Below are 17,621 nucleotides of genomic sequence, written 5' to 3'. Positions count from 1 at the left end.
CACAAAAAACGGGATGCCCTTACAGACTCGCTATCGCTCCGGTCGTACCGACTTGGCCGCTATCGCGTCCAACCTTCCAGGCCACCACTTGCCCGCTCAATAAGGGTCGTGGGCTTACCTCTCCGCTTCGCTACGCGTCCAGCCCACCACCCTTAGCCACTGGGGCTTATCCCGAACACCGCGCACGGCTGTCGCCCTGCTTTTCAGGCTTACAACCCTAAAGGTTAGGCGGAAGATTTATACCCAGCGAACGCGCTTTTTCGGGGGATTGTGGAAAGTACCCCCACGCGGTTCGTTGGGCATAAATCACGGGAGTTGAACGGCGGCTGTCGCCGCCTCGGGTTCGTTATTTTCGCGGGCGCGAAAATGCCAATGCTCAAACGGCAATAAGGAAGGGGTTGTTTGGATGCCTCCGGCGGCACTCCGTGGGGTCTGCCGACGGCCTCTTGCTTGCGAGGCGGCGGGAGCCAGAAAGAAAAGCGCTTTCTGACTCCCTTGTGAGCATACAGGGGGTGAGCCGATCAAGGGTACAGGCTGCGCCCGGTCATAAAAAAATAGACGCCAGTTTGATTCTTGATTGAGTCGATTTTTTTCTGTCCGCCCTTGACGGGGAAGGCTGGCGGGTGGGGCGGGGGCTGTCATCAGGTAGGGCGGACTTTGATGCAGTGGCCGGCATAGTCGCCAATGGCTAGGGTGGACGTTTGGCCGTTCGGGGGGGGGCTGTCCGGATCTGACATAGATGGATTTGACCAGGGTGGGGGGGATGGTTTCGAATAATCGGAATCAAGGAGTAATTAGGGGTTGACGCCCGCCCCAATGGGGCGTAATATACTAACCAGGCCGGGCAGTTCGCCAAGGCCACCAACCGGAGTTAGACCGATGACAACCTTAACCGCTGATCAACAAGCCATTATCCGCAACGCCCTGGCAATTCTGGAAACCCTTTTCCAAAAACAAGACCTATCGGCGACTTCACCCGATACCGTTAAAGACTTTTGCCGCCTTCACTTCGGCCACTTGGAACATGAAGAGTTCGGCCTGTTGTTTTTGGATAATCAACATCGGTTGATTAAGTATGAGTCGATAGCAAAAGGCACGGTCGATAGCTGTAGCGTTTACCCTAGGGAAATTGTTAAAGCGGTACTGGCATGTAATGGCTGCGCTCTGGTCGCTTACCACAACCATCCATCAGGCGTGCTTTCACCTTCGGACGCAGATATGCGCATTACCCAGAAATTACGCGAGGCGTTGGCGCTCATCGACGTGCGTATCCTCGACCATATCATAGTCAGTAACCAAGGCGCATACAGCTTCGCGGAGCATGGCCTTATTTAATTTTTTGCGGGCGGGTTACACCCGCCCGCCCTTTTTCGATGTTAGAGGTTTTTATGGAAACAGCACCTATTTATGATGTCGGCGGATCGCTACCTATTTCGCTTGATGCATTCCGCAATCGGCCTTGCGCTTTACCTTTCGGGCATTCCGCCTACATTCCGCCGACGCCTCAAGAGGTGGATAGGTTGATTAAGCTGGCGGGTTGGTCACAGAGTGGCGTCGCGCGGCTTGTCGGCGTCACTTATAACCCTAAGAAAGGTTCATCGACTATCCGAAAATGGCGGGCCAACATAGACAAAGACGACTATCGGGAAATTTCCTATTCGGCTTGGCGCTTGATGTTGCTATATGCCGGCGTGGTATCTATCGAGGATGGTTTAGCATCCGGCATAGACGTTGCTGCTGTCTAGCCCTTTTTTTGTGGGTTGTTATAGCTTGGTAAATTGACCGATTAGACCACTGCTTGCACGACGTCCTAAGTGCGCCGTTGATGCTGCCTGGACTTTCTTATTGTTTTTTCTAATAAAACTTATATTCGGAAAACGTCGCACTTGGCCGATTTTAGTCATGACACGATGCTCTCTAACAATCGTTAAAGGAGCATCAACATGAAGTACATCGACGCAATAACCAAAATTTTAAAATTAATTGCGCACCTGATTGATCTATTGGATCACCTAAAAGATGTGGGCTTAAATTAGCTTTCGCTAAGCAGTTCGGAAATTTCAGATGCCGATACCTTTGCGAGTTCATTGGGTTCCATCTTATGCAATCCGCCGCCGTAAACTCGACCTTCGCTCATCATGGATTCTGGCCGAATATTTTTTAATGACTTCCATATCTTGCGAATCACGTCTGGTCTATTGTTCAGCCGTTCAGCAACACCAGGCTTTGGATACAGCATTAAGTATGTGTTGGCTACAATGGCTTGGGAGTGGTTCAGCAAAAATCTGAAAGGGCTACCCGATCCAGAATCACTACGTCCCATATACGTGCAGACAAATGGCGTGTAGCTTCTATCTTCTTGTTTGTACCAAATAGGTCGAGATTTACAAAGGTAACGTGATGCTATTTCTTCTTTTCCCGATTCAAGATAATGCCAAAGGCTAGGATATTTCGCCTTGATTTCATCTTCTGGCAATCGGCAATCCAATAGAAATAGCGACTCAGGCAAGATTGGATTCCCTTGCTCGTCGGCTTCGATTTCATCCGCCTTAACATAGCGCGGACTAGGCAAAATTGGCCTGAAAAATTCCATCGGCAAGCCAAGCTCAATGATCTTGTCTTTGCTTAGGATAAAAAAATCATTGCTGCCGGTTGCGATGCCACGCTTAATGCTGAAAAAATCGGACAATATCGGTGTATCGCTTACCTCTCTAACTTCCTGTTTCGGAAAACGTGTCCATTTGGCTTCATTAAGCAGTTCGGTAGATGAAATTCGCCGAGAGATAGCCGGTTCAGAATGGGTGCCGCCATAAGAAAACTCTACCGTGTGGCCTTCCGGTGGTTTTGATTTTTTAAACCAGACGACAGCAGAAGAAACCAGTGCATCATCGAATTGGACATCGTTTGGATCGAAGCGATGAATGCTTAATAGTGTCACGTCTTCAAGAAGGTATCGCTTTACTTCACGCCCATAATTCACATCCATGAATTCACTTGGGATCAACCAACCCGCAATGCCATCAGCGCTCATCCATTGATGTGAAATCGCTAAAAAATGGCAATAAAGACCGGCTAAGCCAGATAACTTAACACCAGCAGATTTTTTGCTTTCAGCTTGTAGGCGTTTTTTTTCAGTGCCGTCCAGATGGTGATGGCGAACATATGGCGGATTACAAATAAGCAGATTAAAACCATCGCTGGGCGGCTTTATTTTTGTGAAGTCTGCAATCTCAATATCAAGCCCGCAATTTGCCCATAAATCCCGCGCAGGCTCGCCGTAATGAGGGTCGACCTCATATCCCTTGGCGACCCCTAACACTCTATCACCAAGCGTCTCTCGCAAGGCTGAATAGAATGATCCTGTACCAATCGCTGGATCAATGAAACGAACGGAACAATCAGCCGGAATCAAACTTAAGCCGTAAGATAATATCTCTCTGGCCAACACGGTTGGCGTTGCAAATTGTCCAAGCTTATTTCGTTCTAATGATGTTTTTTTTGCGTCCAGTTCGGCTTGGATGGATAGGCGTAAGGCTTCATTGCCAGTGCTATTTTTCATGGTTTTTAAAGCCCGTATTTTTCCAAATCATCAATTCTGTGTTCCCACACCCAATCGATGCCTTCAGCCGCTTCATATCCTAAATAACCGCTATCAAAATACCCACATAAGAACAAACCAAACAGAATGCCATTACCGTATGTGTTCCGTAATTGGGTCATTTTTTGGGCTTCTTCTTTTCGGCGCTTATTAACGTTAGTGAAATCTCCAGCCGATTTTGCTTCGATTAACAATGGAAAGTCGCCAGGCTTAGCCGATTTAGGCATGATGACCGCATCAACTGGCATGTTTATCAGTTTTTCTTCGCCTTTGTCGGTCGGCATCTTCACTTGGACATTCATCCGAAATGAATAAGTGCCAGGCTTCATTTGGTTGAACTTCACGCCATTTGAAGCAACGTGCTGGGTGTATCCTCTTTCATTCAACCAGGCGGCAATAGCCGCTAGCTGCCTTTTTTCCTGTGCATTGCGAATAATAGGATCAGCCATTGAACCACAAAGTCGATCAGCGATAATTGTAGCTGCACGCAAAACCTCTGCTTCTGCTGCGGCTTCTTTCCTTCCAAGCCATACAAAAATGTCTGGATCGGCCATTTTCTCAATAGTGGTGCCAATTTTTTCTAATTCGCTATTGAGTGTGGCCGCAGACATTCTTGGTGGAATTCGTGGCTTATCACCGTGCTCCATGCTTTCCACTAAGTTCTTCGAAACACCAGCTAAACCAATCAATCTATCTCTGGCAATAGGTGGGCAAGTAGACATTCGCAACATTGGCAGCACTCGCGGATGCTCTTTCAATAAAGCAGGTGTCACGTTCGTGAGGTTTTCTGTAGAACGTAACGCAAATTCGACATGTTCGGCGGTTTTTACTCTTGTTTCTCGAAATGCCTTTGGCGCAAATTGCATGAACCATGAATTGTATAAATCCACTGAGTCCGCTATATCAGCCTTCCATAAGTCCGGTTTATCCCTGTTAATACCCATTGTTTATCTTCTTAAGTTAGTTGTTAAGCGTTGTCCGCAACACACCATAACGTTTACAACTGCTTTTCGACTGGATTTTTTCACAAAACGCTATCATCTTGAGACTATTGTCTCTTAACTTCTGGCGAAAACGATTTTTAAAAAATCAAGTTGCCGAGCTTACTGCATCACAAAACTTATATGTCGTCTATTTTTAGCTTTACTCCCACTGGGCCTGTATATGCTTGTGAGGTATTTGGATCTTCCATAGATGAATCTGTCTGTGCTCGTGCAAGCATGGCCGACAGAATCGCTAGCTGCTCCGCCGGCGGCAACGCTGCATAGTTATCGGCCCAGCGCTTGGCTTTTCGCTTAATGCGCTGTCGGTCAATAAAATCCTTGCCTGCATAGGCGGACCAATAGACGGCATCCGGGGCATAGTTAAACCACAATTGTTCAGTGCGTACACCGCCGCGCGTCATGGCCTGGTATTGAAACGTTCGCCAGTCGGCCAGATGTTCCGCATAGAGCGCGGAGGGATAGCCGCTGATGATGACATCCGCCGGCACCTGTCTTATGACATCAATCAAGCGCAAATGATCGTCGTCGGTGAATTCGTGTTTATACCGCGAGGAAGAGGTTCGGGTAATCTGTAGGTACGGCGGATCACAGAATACGAGCACTTTTTTATATTGGGTATAGTCAAACGCTGCCAGGTAGTTTGTGGCGTCTGTGCAGATCAACTCAACGCCAGGATAATGCTCTGGATCGAGTACGGTATCGTCTAAATCGATACCGATTGAATGGAATGCCGGCGGCTTGCGGCGCATGACCACGCCGGAGCCTAGAAATGCCTCAATATATACGTCATGGGGCGGCATATTCGCGATGATGGCTTGATAGACCCCGCTAGCCCCTTTCGAGCCTAAATAGCCCATTCTAATCCTCTGTCATTACGTTCTTTTGTTTGTTGTTCCACTGCAAACCCATTATTGAAAAATTGGACTTTGCGCCTGCCTGTGCGGCGGATGTTGGGCGCTATTCGCCTATTTTAACGGGGTAGCCGCGAATGGTTATTGTTCGTAAGTACCAGTTTGGCAATATCGACAAGATATGTCAGGGCTATGGGTACCAGGATCGCACACATACCCAGCCGCTTCGAGGCCTACGGTTTGCTGGGCGGCGATTCGCTTTTCCGCTTGAACGCAGATTGCCGTCAACGCACTCCGTTTTTCGTCGATCAATTGCGAATATTTGAGCGATGACAAAAGGCGTTCAATCCCTCTCAGCATGCCAACCGCCGCCGTGTGGAAGTGCCTCACCGATTCTATGGTTGTTGAATATTCAGGCGACGAATGCCGTGCGAACTCTGCCACCACTGAATCAATGGTTTCAGTAATTGATTTTTCAGGTATTTGCATACTTTATGCTCCGCTCTGGGTTGATGGCCATCTTTTACAAGCCTGTTTCATCTTGCCGCCAATCGTGCGCGACTAAGTGTTCATTGTAGGGCTGTTTCTCCACAATGTAAACTATTATCAGTTTACATTTTAAAAATATTTTCCTAGCCGTAAACTAAAAACAGTTGACTATGCAATGATTTTAATATAATATTTTTACACGGTGAGCGGTTACGCTTCCGGGCTTGTATCATTTCTCTAATTTTTAGTAAGGGCGCAATTATGCAAAGCACGACTGAAAAAAAACCGACTGAATTTTTCCCTAAACCCTTGGCGGTTCGTGCGGCACAAGCTGCGCTTATCATCGCCCCGTTTATCTCTAACGCTCAAGCGGAGTTGATTTTCGACGGTATGCGCGGGGGAGAAAAAAATCATTTTATGCAAGTGGTGATTGACCTGGCCGACCGGATTGATGTCATGGCGCTGACTGACGAGCAGGAAGGCAAGGGCGCTGATGCCATGGTTTATCTGCATTATTTCCGGGGCGGGAGTAGTTGGTTCATCACAGAAAAAGATGTCGCTGGTAATGTTGACCAGGCGTTTGGTTATACCGTTTTGAATGGTAACGACCAATGCGCTGAACTGGGTTACATTTCGATCCGCGAGTTGATTTCTCACGGTGTCGAATTGGATCTTTATTTCACGCCAAGATCGTTGGCTGACATTAAAGCGGAGAGGGAGAAACGCGCCGCGTAATGCGATGGCCCGCCCAGGTAATAGGCGGGATTACCGATCCACAGTAGAGCGAACGGCTTTACAGTGTTTTACGGGGCGTATAATCCCCACCAATCACACGATTAAGGCATTAAAAACGATGAAAATTCTATCGATTGCAAATCAAAAAGGCGGCGTTGGTAAAAGTACGCTGGCCGTCCATTTGGCTTACGCCGGCATGGATGCCGGCATGCGCGTTTTACTGGTTGATATGGACAAACAGGGGAGTCTGTCGCTGTCCTTCCCTGCTCCAGACAACGCACCGACGGGCCTTGTTGCTTCGACGCTGTACGGGGGTGAAGTGGTCGATGAAAGGCCGCAGCCTCTTAACGATAAGCTGTCTATCATTCGGGCCGATAACGCGCTGCTTGCGATCGACAAAGCCGAAAATCAAGTGATACGCCAGCCAGGTCAAGCGTTGCGCCGCTTCGCGGCTGAGTTCGATCTATGCGTGATCGATACGCCGCCGCTGTTGGGTATTCGCTTGATGGCATCCTTGGCCGCAGCCGATTATGTACTGACACCGGTTTCAATCGGGCTTTATGAGCTGGCTGGTGTTGCCGATCTTATGCAAACAATCCATGTGATTCGCACCCAGGGCTTTAATCCCAGGCTCAAACACATCGGCATCTTGCCGATGAAGGTCAACAGCCGCAGCACCGAGGCGAAAAATGCGCTGACTATGTTACGGAATCAATACGGGCCGATCATATTATCTCAAGCCTTGGCCGAGCGGGCGGCGGTCCGCAAGGCCATTGCCCAGCGCCGCCCGGTTTGGACTCATACTAGCGGCGAAGGTCATTTAAAAGCGGCGGGCGAGTGGCGGGCGGCATGCACGGCCATTCTGGCACGCTTGAACTAATCGGCTTTTAAAAATCATTTCGGAATTTTGATTATGACTAAACAAAACGCTCTCTTTAGTGGTAGTGGTGTTGATGCTCTTTTTGGTGTCAGTGGCAACCCAAACGAATACGAAATATTAGCCCCTCTCGATGATATTGAAGTCGAGGCTCAGGTACGTGAAGAGTTCGAGGACGAGGATAACGAATTAGCTGATCTTGGCCGCAGCCTTCGTAAGCAACAGTTGCAGGCCATTGTCATTCGCCCTAATCGCCCTGGCAGTGAAAAACCCTATTTGTTGGTTGCAGGAGAACGGCGGTATCGGGCGGCCCGGATGGAAGGATTAACTCACCTTCGGGCCAGCGTGAAAGATTTCACCGACGAGGAAGCCGAAGATGCACAATTTATCGAAAACATTCATCGTAAGAATCTCACGCAGATCGAGGAAGCCAAGAAGATTGAACGTGACCTTAAGATTAAGAAAATGAGTCAGGAGGCGGTGTTAGAAAAGTACGAGATTAGCCGCACACGCTTATCAAAGATGTTGGGCTTGCTGAATTTACCGGAACAAGCAAAACGCCTGGTAACGGAAGATTTGAGCGCGGATGTTGAATCTATTAATGCGTTAAAGATCATCGAAAAAATCGACCCAGCGAAAGCTAAGGAGGCGGTTGATAAAATAAAAAGCGGCGGAGCAAAAGCGAATGTGCGGGATATAGTGAAAGCCGCTAAGGACGAGGTTAAGCCGCCCAAGAAAATAGAGGATAAAAAACCCGCAACCCAGGTTGATGTTTTCGCGGGCGCGAAAACAACTGATTCAAACAAAGACGATAGCAATCAATCGTCTGAAAACCTTCCGACAGGAGAGACAGTTAATTTAGTGTTGATGGTGGCCTATAACGCGATTTTTTTGCACGACAAAAAACCTAAATCGGTATTAGATGCCATGAGCAATGACGACCGGGAAATGATCGATGTCTGGTTACGGGCCTTTTATGAAATGGGTGTAATGAGTAAAGATGCTGGCCGCGATGTGCTGAAACATTTGCGCAAAGACCATTTTGCTGCGGACGGTATTGGCGCATTTGCGCTGGCAGCGTTTATGTATGGCGTGGCTCGTAATACAAAATTTAGCTTGTTGGATATTTTTGGTAGTGTTAAGGCGTAGATGCTAAGCGCATCGGGATTGATCAGTGTGCGCGGCAGTGTCAATTTACCATAATGTTAAGATACGCCAAACCAAACCAATACACGAGTATATGAGCGCAGAACGAGAAGAACGCCGAATGAGTAAAGCCGAATTTAACGCTGTTCGAGACTTGATGAAATTAACTAAGGATCGAACAGACGCGGCCTATGCTGTGTTGGTTAATGGCGCGGGTTTAAAGGCTGTTGCCGATCAATATGGTTGGACCCGGCAAGCGGTCAACGGCGCGGTGAACTCAGCTATGCGGGCGCGGGATAAGTATCGGGCGGCTCAAGAGATTGAACAAAATGAAATCAAGGCATTATTACCGGAAGGGTGGGACTTGGTATCGATGGCAGCACCGGTTGACCTGATTGAAAAATTCAGAATATCCGTTTCACGGCGTCGTTCAAGCAAATGACAGAGCTAGACAAATTTAACGGCGAATGGGCCGCGATGATGGCTGAAAAGGCCAGGCTACGCCGAAGCCGCGATCAACAACAGGCTTCGCCTGCTAAAAACTTGACTTGCATCCAGCTTACGCTTTGGCCGGAAGCGGTGCGCGGAATTCCAAATGCCGCCTTGCGTTCCGCCCTATTCGGTGCTGTCCGCATGGGCGCAAGGCCATATCTTGAACGCCAAAAAATCCACTCTCAAGAAGGTATCGCGATCCATTACACCGGGGCTAGGCTCGACCAGGCCGACCTTGATGTGTGGAGTACCGTTTTACATATCGCGCGGGTGCAGTCGCTTGGCACGGAATGCCGCGTTACAGCGTATCAATTACTCAAGAGTCTTGGCAAAACCGATAGCGGCAAGAATCGGGATACATTAAGCCGCCGGCTTAGCCGGCTTAATGCTACAGGTCTTGATGTAAAAATCGGACACCACAGTTACGAGGGCAGCTTAATCGCCGAAGTTTACCGCGACGAAGTGACCTTAGAGTATTTCATTACACTGAGTCCCAAACTAGTGGCCTTGTTCGGAGCCGATCAGTTTACCCAGGTCGAGTGGGCTATTCGTCACGCCCTGGACGGCAAACCGCTTTCTCAATGGTTACATGGCTTTTATTCTAGTCACGCTAAACCCTATCCAATGAGCGTACAGCGTATCTACGAACTTTGCGGTAGCCAAGCCGCTTTGATCAGTGATTTTAAAAAGGATTTAAAGCGGAGTCTCGATCATGTTGTCGAAGCATGTTCCGCCAACGGCCAGCGGTTTCGTTATGAATTTAAAAACAATTTAGTCTTTGTGAAACACTCTGGTAGTCCGTCTCAACAACGCCACATTGCCAAACGAGTTCGAGCTTTAAAGCAGCAGAAACGTTAATCCGGCATACCGTTCCCACACCCCCGCCGCCCCTCACTAATACGTTTTAATGCCGCGCTGAAACAGCGGCCATTAACTCAGCCCTGTCTATATGATCAGGCTGATTGACCGCGGCCAACCCGAATTCACTACACACTAATTTCGCAAGATTGTATGCGGTCAGCAACGAAACTTGTTCATCAGCGGCTGCGGTATCCAATGCTGCTTTGGCGGTTTTCCCTGCCATAAATTGGAATGCGCTTGTGGTAGACCAACCATTACCAAGTTCGGCCTGTAACGCCGTGGTCGTAGTTTCCAGCATTTGTTGATCGACATAACCCCATGACAACACAACGGCAGCACACAGCCTTGTTTTGGGTAACTCAAATACGGCATTTGTCATGCTAAAACCCCTATAACTCTGGCTGATGATACCGTTCCAATGCCCCCGATACATCACCAAAGCCGGTTAAATTATTAGTTCAAAAGTAATAGGCACTTCTAAAAAGTACCGTTCCGACACCCCCGGAGGGCTTATCATCCGCCGTCAACATGGAGCGACTACTATTTTATTCAAATGAACGCGGTTCCGGTAAGCCCATATTGCCGTTCCGACACCCCCGGCGTATACCGTTCCTGCACCCCCACACTTTACCGTTCCCACACCCCTAGCGTACTGCTTTCTGGCCGGTATTATGGCTTTATTGACAAAATGAACAAAATGCCCACAAAAATACCGTTCCCACGCCCCCAGAATTACCGTTCCGACGCCCCCGGCATACCGTTCCCGCGCCCCCGGCATACCGTTCCCGCGCCCCCGGCGTACCGTTCCTGCCCCCCCGTCCCGTATTTTTAAATCACCTGCTCAGCCCAGAGAATGCGCGGCATTCGGCATTTCACAAATTTTCGCCTAATCCTCTTTTAATCCTTCTTTAATCCCGATAACCACAAATAAGTAACACCAGATGTAAACAAATATCTGTTTACATCTAGGCCTTTTTATTCTATACTCTAAACTCATTCTTTAGACCGGGCTTCGCCATGGTCGCTTACCGGAGAAATACCGATGATGAACACTCTACAGCTCAAACCTACCCACTCAATCGCTATTGATGAAGATGGCGACTTTTTTGCACCCGTTTCAGCGGATGCAATCGATTGCCTACTTGCTAAGTATAACGCCGATCTTACCAACATTCGCCTAGTCGAAGACTTTATGAATGGCGGGGCGGGTGGCGTTGTTCATTACTTTGCCGAAGGCAGCAAAAATCATTCTGGTAGTTCTCACCATTACTACAGCACAACCTTTCGCGCAGATTGGGCCGTCGAAGCGCTAAAATCTGCTTATTGGTCACGCGCTATCGCTATGACCGATGTCATGGATTACATGCCGCAAAAGCGGCGGGATGAATGGCGGGCCAGTATTGACAAGCCAATGGGTGTTAAAAAACACTTATCCGCTTACGATAGGTCAATGAGAATTCAGAACGGAGAACCCACGGACATCGATGAGTGGGAAATCCAGCCCATTCCGGATTTTACAGAGGACACCGTAAGAGCTACCTTGACGCAACTGTTATTGAGTCGAGAAAAATTCTTTGCTGAACGTGTAGACGGCATCTTTCGAGCTTTATCCGGCGTTCACATCACCAACTCACCGGTTGGGTTTGGTAAGCGGATGATATTAAATCGGGTCTATACGGTACACGGTAAGGGTTTTTACTCGCAGAATAGTTCTATGGCTGGGTATATCAATGATCTTCGCTCGGTCATCGCGAAGTTTATGGGCAGAGATGAACCCGCCTGGTATATCACCAGCCGAACCATCGATAACATCCCTAAAGATGGACAGTGGAACGTTCTGGATGGTGGTGCCATTAGGATTCGCTTGTATATGGTTGGAACCGCGCATTTAGAGATTCACCCGGATATGGCTTGGCGATTAAATGCTGTGCTGGCTAGTCTCTACCCCGCCGCGATCCCGGCACAATTCCGTACTAAACCCGAAAGGAAAGCGAAAGATATTGCGCTTCTTCAACATCCGTTACCATTCGCCGTGCTTAGCATATTGGCTGAGTCAAAACCAAGGCATAATGAAAAACGCGTCCAGCTGCCATTTGGGTCGCAATCTACCAACAAGTTTGCTTGGGAAGAAGCTAGTCGCGTCTTGCAAAGCATCGGTGGCGTTGATCGTAGATTAGGTAATTATGAATTTAACTACTGTCCTGCGAATGTCATAAACGAAATAGTTATGAGTGGATGCATTCCCGATCATCGTAGCCACCAATATTACCCCACCAATGGTGATTTAGCACAACGGGCCGTCGAAGAAGCCGAAATACAACCGACCGATCAGTGCGCAGAAACCAGCGCCGGCCAGGGCGGCATTGCTGCTTTTATGCCGACTGACCGTACAACCTGCATTGAAATATCACCCTTACACTGTGAGATATTACGATCTAAGGGTTTTAATACGATTGAGGCCGATTTCTTGGAATGGGCTAAATATCAACCTGCTCAGGTGTTCGATAAGATCGTGATTAATCCACCTTTTTCAGATGGCCGGGCAGTTGCGCATGTTATTACCTCGATGCAGTTGATTAAGCCCAGCGGTCGTCTAGTGGCGATCCTACCAAGCTCGTACATCAATAAGGCGTTTGACGTTGCTGGCGAATGGTCATTTACGTGGTCCTCGCCGATTGAAAATGCGTTTAGTGGGACCAGTATTTCGGTGGCAATTCTTCGGGCTGATAGATTAAGTTAATATGGAAAACTAACATGGCTAAGTTTTACTACCAAAGCACAGGCGATTCCCCTAGTGAATTTGTTGCCGAAATAGATGGTTATTTGTGTTTTATTAAACCAATCATCGAAAGCGGTCAGATCATTTGGGCATGGAGTATTCAATCTGGCGGCGGCTGGACTCATCGGGGCGTTGCCGATCAGGTCGTCGAACATAAGGCTGGAACAGCTTTTTCAATTTCAATGGCCGAAGAGGCTATTACTAACGCATTAGATCATTGCGATTTTTAGGGGTTAACTTATGCACGAACCGCGCAACAGAACAATCAGACCTGAGTGTTTGCAACCATATAGTCTTGATTGGCCCACTCCAACCGGCGACGAAGTAGCCGAGTTGTTGAGGCAGGCCGATTTTAGCGGCTCTGTAGCTGCCAACGCGCTTGGATTAAAAAAGAATGGCGCGAGAACCGTTAGGAAGTGGGTTGGGAATGAATCCGAAATCCCTTATGCCGCATGGGCGCTTTTATGTGACTTCGCGGGGCTTGGGCAAATATGGCGATACGACCACCAACCGCCACAGGCTTAACAAATGCAGTTTTCGCGGGCGCGAAATTTATGTTTTTTTGTAGAGGGTTGAGTTTATGACTATTCGATTGTATGGCGTAGCGATATTAATTGCTGGGGTATTCGCTTTAAGGTTTGCGTGGCCACCCGTTGGACTTAGCGGCGGTACGCTCCTTTTTATGAATATAGGAGGATTCGCCGCGATTGTTATAGGTTTAAGCTTCATATTTAGCGGCAAAGCCCTCTTACATCTTTTCTTACATTGAGCGGCCAACATAGATGGTTATTTCTATGGTGGACATTTTAGATTGCTATTTTTGTTTTTGGCTATGCGGTGTATAGTGGGCTATTATGGATATACCCATTTTGACCATAGTTTATGAAAGTCGCTCGAATCTATATTCGCGTTAGCACTGACAAACAGGATATTACCCGGCAGAAGGCGCTTGTCGATAGCGCAAGGGCAGAAGGCTTTTATATTGCCGCCGTGTATTCTGAAACGGCGTCTGGTGCTCGGGCGGATCGCCCGGAGCTGTTACGGATGATTGACGATTTACAACACGGCGACGTGGTGATTGCTGAAAAGATCGACCGGATAAGCCGGCTACCGCTGGCCGATGCCGAAAAGTTGGTAGCATCGATCAGGATGAAGGGGGCCAAGCTGGCCGTGCCGGGGATTGTTGATTTGTCGGAATTAACGGCCAGCGCCGATGGAGTCGCCAAGATCGTTTTAGAAGCTGTTCAGGATTTATTACTTAAACTCGCGCTGCAAATGTCGCGTGATGATTACGAAACCCGCCGAGAACGGCAGCAGCAAGGGATTCAAATCGCGAAAAGCGCTGGTAAATACACTGGCCGAGTGGCTAACACTGATATTCACCGACGCATCATTGCGTTGCGCGGTGCAGGGCATTCTATTAAGCAGACCGCCGAGCTGGCCGGTTGCAGCCCAAGCCAGGTGAAAAAAGTGTGTGCGGAAGCAAAGCGTTCTGAAACGTAACGTATCATTTCGAGTTACTGGGGATGGTATTGGGACTCATGTTAGCCGTTGTAGTTGCTTACTTATTTATGAGGGATGGTTATGGCCAAAGTTGTTAAATTTCCAAAAGCTCACCCATCTGGTGCCGGTGAAAGGGTACTTGATATTACCCGTCGTTCTGCATCGAGCGTAAAGCATGGCGGCAGCAGGTTTGTGCCTTGGTGTGGCCGTGCGGTTGCCCGCACATTCGAATTTCTGATTGAATTTGTGCGCGTCATGGTATTGACGTTATTGCTATGGTTCCGGCCTATTCTGTTTGTCGTGATTAGACCGTTGTCCGGCTTTCTGCTGATCGCGTTCGTTATTTGCCTGGTCACTCATCCCGCCAATCCGCAACTTGTTTGGATGTTCGGTTTGGCATGTTTTGGTGCGTTTTTAATTATGTACCTTTATGACGCGCTACTGGTCTTTTTGTCGCGCGGTAATGTGATCAATGTTCTTAACTAATGACTTGAGGGAAACTGCGAGGATCTCACATAGCCATTGCTGGCTATAGGGGTAGTCGCAGAATTCGGCGAAAATAGTACGTTAAGGTTTTTGACGGTTTTAATTGGAAGAAGGTAGCGACCTTTAACATTCGCTATTGCTAATTTTTACCTTTTCGAGGGGATGGGCAAAAATAGCCGAATTGCCGCTCTTGCAGTTGAGCAAGGCGATATCGCATAGTTATATTTGTCTGTGCCGGCCACAATCACCCAAGTAATCGAATGAACACAACCGTACCAGCGCTAGAGAGCAGGGCGGTAAACATGCAGATAAGGATCGTTACCACCCACCTCAAAGCCAACGGTGAGCCATTGGCTTCGCTTGACTCCGCAATGCTGCGTTTTAAGGTGGTGATTTCGTCGCTCAGCGCTTCGCGAAGTAGCGCACGAATAATCTCTCGCTGTTCGTCGCCCGTTGTTGCCACCACCGTAGTCGTCACGGTTTTTAGATAAGCCACCATTTCTTTTTTTGACCGCATGTTCGCGGCTAGTACGGCTTGATTGTAGGTTTCGCCGGCTCCTTCTAGCCGACGTATCGTTTCATCCATTTTGGCGGCTGAGCTGTTGACTGCGCCGGCAACGGCGTCAGCTTTGTCCAACAGTGTGTCAATATCTCCTAGCACCTGCGCGGCGAGGGCGTCGCGCATGGTCCTTGGATCGCCGATTTCCTTTTTTTTGGCGGTTTTGGTCATGGCTAAAACAAGGCTTTAAATACTTGATCAAGATTTTGATTCGCGGTAATCGCTATCATCTTGAGCAACGCCATCTTTACGCACCGTTCCGCCTCATCGGTGTTGCCTGCGAGTTTTGCGGCCTTGGCTTGTTCCCGATAATCAGTTTTATCGTTAATGATTTCAACTAACGGCACACCTAAGTCTTTGCATTGGTCAAACGCTTCATTGTTATAAATGACGCATTTCTCATTGATGACAAATGACTTATCAACCGTCTCTAAGCCAAACAGCGACCCAAATTCTTCACGTATATCATCGTCGATGTCCACCTTGTTCATCACCACGCGGATTTTCTTTTTGGGAATCCCCATGGCTGCTAATGCCTTAATGGTTTTGATAGTGTCGATGGTCTGTTTTTTTTCCTTCACAGTCGGCACCAGGTAATAATCGAATTGCTGGTGTGAGTCGTGATACTGCGTCATTAGGTTGGTAAAGTCTTCTACGTTAGAAGCTCCCACGTCGATAATGGCATCATCGAGCAAGAAGATTTCTTCTTGAAGTTCTTTGTATTTTTTACCCTTGAACGTTTCCACATCGACCCCGTCCGTGGCTGCATGATCGTTCAATGTTTCGATGCTGAACAGCGCTGCGTCGTTCATTCTCGGTTTTAGCAAGTGCGCGGCTACGGTGGATTTTCCTACGTTGCCTGAAAAATTAATCACTACCAGTTTCATGAGGTTTTTTCCTTGTCTGTTTGTGAGGCTTACCCAGTTTGGCTAACTGATCCAGGTTGATTTTTTCGCTCAATATCTCCCGTAAATCCGTTGGGTCAAAGTAGGTCTGTTTGTTTTCCGGTTCGTTCTCTATGTGATCGTCGCGGTTTCTTGCCGGCGTGGCGACTGGTTCCGGCTGGATCGTCCTTGGTTGAGGCCGTTTTGTTTGTAACTCAGCGGCTTTCTGTTCCTGATGCCTGGCTAGATATGACGCGATGCCCTGTATCGACACCGTTATGTCTTTCCCGGCTAAGTAGCTTTGGATCTGTTTGTACGAATAACCCAATTCCCTGAGCCGATGCAGATCCGCCAGGTATGGGAATAATTTGGAGCCGGACGTTGAGGCAGGCGTATTCAACTGTACAAATTCCTCAATATCCAATGAAAGTCCTCGATTTCTTCAACGTTTAGGGCGCTAGCTCACTATTTCATCAACACTTTAAACCACTATTCTATCATTATTCAAGTGATTTCTATGTATTCACTATGAATTCACGTAGTTTTAAACATTAATTCAATACATATTCAACACTTGGCGGACACCGAAAAGCACGTAAAAACACAAAAACGAGGGCAGGATAGAGGAAGTTATAATTTTGTGTTACACTTTACCCATAGTAGAGAGGTTAGAGGCCCATGGCAAAGATCAGAACCGTTGCACTTAATATAAGAATTCTTCCCGCCAAGAAGGCGGCGCTAATTGCACTGGCTGAAAAACGACGTACAGACGTGACTAAGTTGATTTTGCCGGAGATTGACCGTTTATTAAATGCTGACGCAGGCGACTTCATAGCGCCGCCTGACGTTGCCACAGATGATGAATTAGACGATATTGACTTATTGAATCCACTAATAAGTTTTATGCCGTTGCCGGGCGATAAGCGACATACCATTGACTACGCCGCTACGCGTATGATGAAGCTAGGTACAGTCATGAAGCTGATTCTGCGCGGCTGGATAACCAAGAACGCACCCATGCCGCGAGAAGAGTTGGCGGCACTTGCCGTGACCTCGAACCAGTTAGCCGCCCTTGGTCGCAATCTGAACCAGTTGGTCAAGCTGGCCCATGCCGGCCATTGGCCTGATTCGAATGAGCTGGTCGATATGCTCACTGAAACTATGCAAATGACCACACAAGCCAGCGCCGAGATTGATGCCGTGGTGAGAACCAATTTAATGAGTTGGGAGAACGAAGATGCCTAAGAAACGTACCGCCGTCGTCAGTAGGGATAGGAACGCCCCAGGCCTGGATTTCGTGAGCCATGGCCGGAAAGGTCCGAAGGCACTATTTCACCCCTCTTCGCCCGCTTCGATG

The 17,621-nt window shown here is 48.2% G+C and carries 20 protein-coding genes; 12 read left to right on the top strand and 8 right to left on the bottom strand.

Annotated elements, in window-relative coordinates:
* Positions 1-879: 879 nt before the first annotated feature.
* Positions 880-1,335, top strand: coding sequence for a JAB domain-containing protein (locus NP589_RS13900; protein WP_205454585.1), 456 nt, complete (start codon positions 880-882; stop codon positions 1,333-1,335).
* Between the two features lie 53 nt (positions 1,336-1,388).
* The gene (locus NP589_RS13895; RefSeq protein WP_256607532.1) at positions 1,389-1,745 is read left to right on the top strand and encodes a helix-turn-helix domain-containing protein; all 357 of its coding nucleotides are present in this window, start codon (positions 1,389-1,391) and stop codon (positions 1,743-1,745) included.
* Between the two features lie 287 nt (positions 1,746-2,032).
* Here the strand turns inward: NP589_RS13895 and NP589_RS13890 are convergent, their stop codons facing one another.
* From NP589_RS13890 to NP589_RS13875, 4 genes are all read right to left on the bottom strand, one after another.
* Positions 2,033-3,559, bottom strand: a complete 1,527-nt coding sequence (locus tag NP589_RS13890; protein WP_256607531.1) for an Eco57I restriction-modification methylase domain-containing protein — start codon at positions 3,557-3,559, stop codon at positions 2,033-2,035.
* Between the two features lie 5 nt (positions 3,560-3,564).
* Complete coding sequence (locus NP589_RS13885; RefSeq protein WP_256607530.1) at positions 3,565-4,542, bottom strand: XamI family restriction endonuclease; 978 nt, start codon at positions 4,540-4,542, stop codon at positions 3,565-3,567.
* Positions 4,543-4,718: 176 nt separating this feature from the next.
* Positions 4,719-5,459, bottom strand: a complete 741-nt coding sequence (locus NP589_RS13880) for a DNA adenine methylase (protein WP_256607529.1) — start codon at positions 5,457-5,459, stop codon at positions 4,719-4,721.
* A gap of 135 nt (positions 5,460-5,594) precedes the next feature.
* On the bottom strand, positions 5,595-5,942 hold the full coding sequence (locus NP589_RS13875) for a hypothetical protein (RefSeq protein WP_256607528.1): 348 nt from the start codon (positions 5,940-5,942) through the stop codon (positions 5,595-5,597).
* 261 nt (positions 5,943-6,203) lie between these two features.
* Here NP589_RS13875 and NP589_RS13870 point away from each other — a divergent pair, with 261 nt between their 5' ends.
* The 5 genes from NP589_RS13870 to trfA all read left to right on the top strand — a co-directional run bounded on the left by NP589_RS13870 (position 6,204) and on the right by trfA (position 10,050).
* A complete protein-coding gene (locus tag NP589_RS13870; RefSeq protein WP_256607527.1) occupies positions 6,204-6,677 on the top strand; it encodes a DUF2958 domain-containing protein in 474 nt (157 codons plus the stop codon).
* A 118-nt stretch (positions 6,678-6,795) separates the two neighbouring features.
* Positions 6,796-7,557 (top strand): ParA family protein, encoded by a 762-nt coding sequence (locus tag NP589_RS13865; RefSeq protein WP_256607526.1) that lies wholly within the window; start codon positions 6,796-6,798, stop codon positions 7,555-7,557.
* A 33-nt stretch (positions 7,558-7,590) separates the two neighbouring features.
* The gene (locus NP589_RS13860; protein ID WP_256607525.1) at positions 7,591-8,703 is read left to right on the top strand and encodes a ParB/RepB/Spo0J family partition protein; all 1,113 of its coding nucleotides are present in this window, start codon (positions 7,591-7,593) and stop codon (positions 8,701-8,703) included.
* A gap of 118 nt (positions 8,704-8,821) precedes the next feature.
* On the top strand, positions 8,822-9,142 hold the full coding sequence (locus NP589_RS13855; RefSeq protein WP_205454578.1) for a TrfB-related DNA-binding protein: 321 nt from the start codon (positions 8,822-8,824) through the stop codon (positions 9,140-9,142).
* Positions 9,139-10,050 carry a plasmid replication initiator TrfA gene (gene trfA, locus NP589_RS13850; protein WP_256607524.1) on the top strand — a complete coding sequence of 304 codons (912 nt, stop codon included), beginning with the start codon at positions 9,139-9,141 and terminating at the stop codon, positions 10,048-10,050. Before NP589_RS13855 ends, trfA begins: the two co-directional genes overlap by 4 nt.
* 46 nt (positions 10,051-10,096) lie before the next feature.
* Here the strand turns inward: trfA and NP589_RS13845 are convergent, their stop codons facing one another.
* Positions 10,097-10,432 carry a hypothetical protein gene (locus tag NP589_RS13845; RefSeq protein ID WP_256607523.1) on the bottom strand — a complete coding sequence of 112 codons (336 nt, stop codon included), beginning with the start codon at positions 10,430-10,432 and terminating at the stop codon, positions 10,097-10,099.
* Positions 10,433-11,095: 663 nt separating this feature from the next.
* Between NP589_RS13845 and NP589_RS13840 the strand changes: the two genes are divergently transcribed.
* The 4 genes from NP589_RS13840 to NP589_RS13820 all read left to right on the top strand — a co-directional run bounded on the left by NP589_RS13840 (position 11,096) and on the right by NP589_RS13820 (position 14,821).
* Positions 11,096-12,793: a DUF4942 domain-containing protein gene (locus NP589_RS13840; RefSeq protein WP_256607522.1), complete on the top strand. Its 1,698-nt coding sequence runs from the start codon at positions 11,096-11,098 to the stop codon at positions 12,791-12,793.
* 14 nt (positions 12,794-12,807) lie between these two features.
* Positions 12,808-13,062: a hypothetical protein gene (locus NP589_RS13835; protein ID WP_205454576.1), complete on the top strand. Its 255-nt coding sequence runs from the start codon at positions 12,808-12,810 to the stop codon at positions 13,060-13,062.
* A 652-nt stretch (positions 13,063-13,714) separates the two neighbouring features.
* On the top strand, positions 13,715-14,335 hold the full coding sequence (locus NP589_RS13825; protein ID WP_205454574.1) for a recombinase family protein: 621 nt from the start codon (positions 13,715-13,717) through the stop codon (positions 14,333-14,335).
* A gap of 81 nt (positions 14,336-14,416) precedes the next feature.
* Positions 14,417-14,821 carry a hypothetical protein gene (locus NP589_RS13820; RefSeq protein WP_205454573.1) on the top strand — a complete coding sequence of 135 codons (405 nt, stop codon included), beginning with the start codon at positions 14,417-14,419 and terminating at the stop codon, positions 14,819-14,821.
* A gap of 244 nt (positions 14,822-15,065) precedes the next feature.
* On the opposite strand, the gene NP589_RS13815 is transcribed toward NP589_RS13820, so the two are convergent.
* From NP589_RS13815 to NP589_RS13805, 3 genes are read right to left on the bottom strand one after another with little or no spacing between them, the layout of a single operon-like run.
* Entirely contained in the window at positions 15,066-15,551 is a 486-nt protein-coding gene (locus NP589_RS13815) for a hypothetical protein (RefSeq protein ID WP_256607521.1), read from the bottom strand.
* A gap of 2 nt (positions 15,552-15,553) precedes the next feature.
* Positions 15,554-16,267 carry a StbB family protein gene (gene stbB / locus NP589_RS13810; protein WP_256607520.1) on the bottom strand — a complete coding sequence of 238 codons (714 nt, stop codon included), beginning with the start codon at positions 16,265-16,267 and terminating at the stop codon, positions 15,554-15,556.
* The gene (locus tag NP589_RS13805; protein ID WP_205454570.1) at positions 16,248-16,688 is read right to left on the bottom strand and encodes a hypothetical protein; all 441 of its coding nucleotides are present in this window, start codon (positions 16,686-16,688) and stop codon (positions 16,248-16,250) included. The genes stbB and NP589_RS13805 overlap by 20 nt, the downstream gene beginning before the upstream one ends.
* 254 nt (positions 16,689-16,942) lie before the next feature.
* Between NP589_RS13805 and NP589_RS13800 the strand changes: the two genes are divergently transcribed.
* A complete protein-coding gene (locus NP589_RS13800) occupies positions 16,943-17,509 on the top strand; it encodes a hypothetical protein (protein WP_205454569.1) in 567 nt (188 codons plus the stop codon).
* Positions 17,510-17,621: the final 112 nt, after the last annotated feature.

The organism is Methylomonas rosea (assembly GCF_024505055.1).
In the GTDB taxonomy this organism is placed as follows: Bacteria; Pseudomonadota; Gammaproteobacteria; order Methylococcales; family Methylomonadaceae; genus Methylomonas; species Methylomonas rosea.
This window is presented reverse-complemented; position numbering and strand designations above follow the sequence as displayed.

Excerpts from the sequence above, each read along its gene's own strand:
- NP589_RS13880 (WP_256607529.1), bottom strand. The coding sequence starts at position 5,459 with ATGGGCTATTTAGGCTCGAAAGGGGCTAGCGGGGTCTATCAAGCCATC.
- NP589_RS13825 (WP_205454574.1), top strand. The coding sequence starts at position 13,715 with ATGAAAGTCGCTCGAATCTATATTCGCGTTAGCACTGACAAACAGGAT.
- NP589_RS13835 (WP_205454576.1), top strand. The coding sequence starts at position 12,808 with ATGGCTAAGTTTTACTACCAAAGCACAGGCGATTCCCCTAGTGAATTT.
- NP589_RS13865 (WP_256607526.1), top strand. The coding sequence starts at position 6,796 with ATGAAAATTCTATCGATTGCAAATCAAAAAGGCGGCGTTGGTAAAAGT.
- NP589_RS13855 (WP_205454578.1), top strand. The coding sequence starts at position 8,822 with ATGAGTAAAGCCGAATTTAACGCTGTTCGAGACTTGATGAAATTAACT.
- NP589_RS13815 (WP_256607521.1), bottom strand. The coding sequence starts at position 15,551 with ATGACCAAAACCGCCAAAAAAAAGGAAATCGGCGATCCAAGGACCATG.
- NP589_RS13800 (WP_205454569.1), top strand. The coding sequence starts at position 16,943 with ATGGCAAAGATCAGAACCGTTGCACTTAATATAAGAATTCTTCCCGCC.
- NP589_RS13895 (WP_256607532.1), top strand. The coding sequence starts at position 1,389 with ATGGAAACAGCACCTATTTATGATGTCGGCGGATCGCTACCTATTTCG.
- NP589_RS13875 (WP_256607528.1), bottom strand. The coding sequence starts at position 5,942 with ATGCAAATACCTGAAAAATCAATTACTGAAACCATTGATTCAGTGGTG.
- stbB (WP_256607520.1), bottom strand. The coding sequence starts at position 16,267 with ATGAAACTGGTAGTGATTAATTTTTCAGGCAACGTAGGAAAATCCACC.
- NP589_RS13885 (WP_256607530.1), bottom strand. The coding sequence starts at position 4,542 with ATGGGTATTAACAGGGATAAACCGGACTTATGGAAGGCTGATATAGCG.
- NP589_RS13840 (WP_256607522.1), top strand. The coding sequence starts at position 11,096 with ATGATGAACACTCTACAGCTCAAACCTACCCACTCAATCGCTATTGAT.
- NP589_RS13845 (WP_256607523.1), bottom strand. The coding sequence starts at position 10,432 with ATGACAAATGCCGTATTTGAGTTACCCAAAACAAGGCTGTGTGCTGCC.
- NP589_RS13860 (WP_256607525.1), top strand. The coding sequence starts at position 7,591 with ATGACTAAACAAAACGCTCTCTTTAGTGGTAGTGGTGTTGATGCTCTT.
- trfA (WP_256607524.1), top strand. The coding sequence starts at position 9,139 with ATGACAGAGCTAGACAAATTTAACGGCGAATGGGCCGCGATGATGGCT.
- NP589_RS13820 (WP_205454573.1), top strand. The coding sequence starts at position 14,417 with ATGGCCAAAGTTGTTAAATTTCCAAAAGCTCACCCATCTGGTGCCGGT.
- NP589_RS13870 (WP_256607527.1), top strand. The coding sequence starts at position 6,204 with ATGCAAAGCACGACTGAAAAAAAACCGACTGAATTTTTCCCTAAACCC.
- NP589_RS13900 (WP_205454585.1), top strand. The coding sequence starts at position 880 with ATGACAACCTTAACCGCTGATCAACAAGCCATTATCCGCAACGCCCTG.
- NP589_RS13890 (WP_256607531.1), bottom strand. The coding sequence starts at position 3,559 with ATGAAAAATAGCACTGGCAATGAAGCCTTACGCCTATCCATCCAAGCC.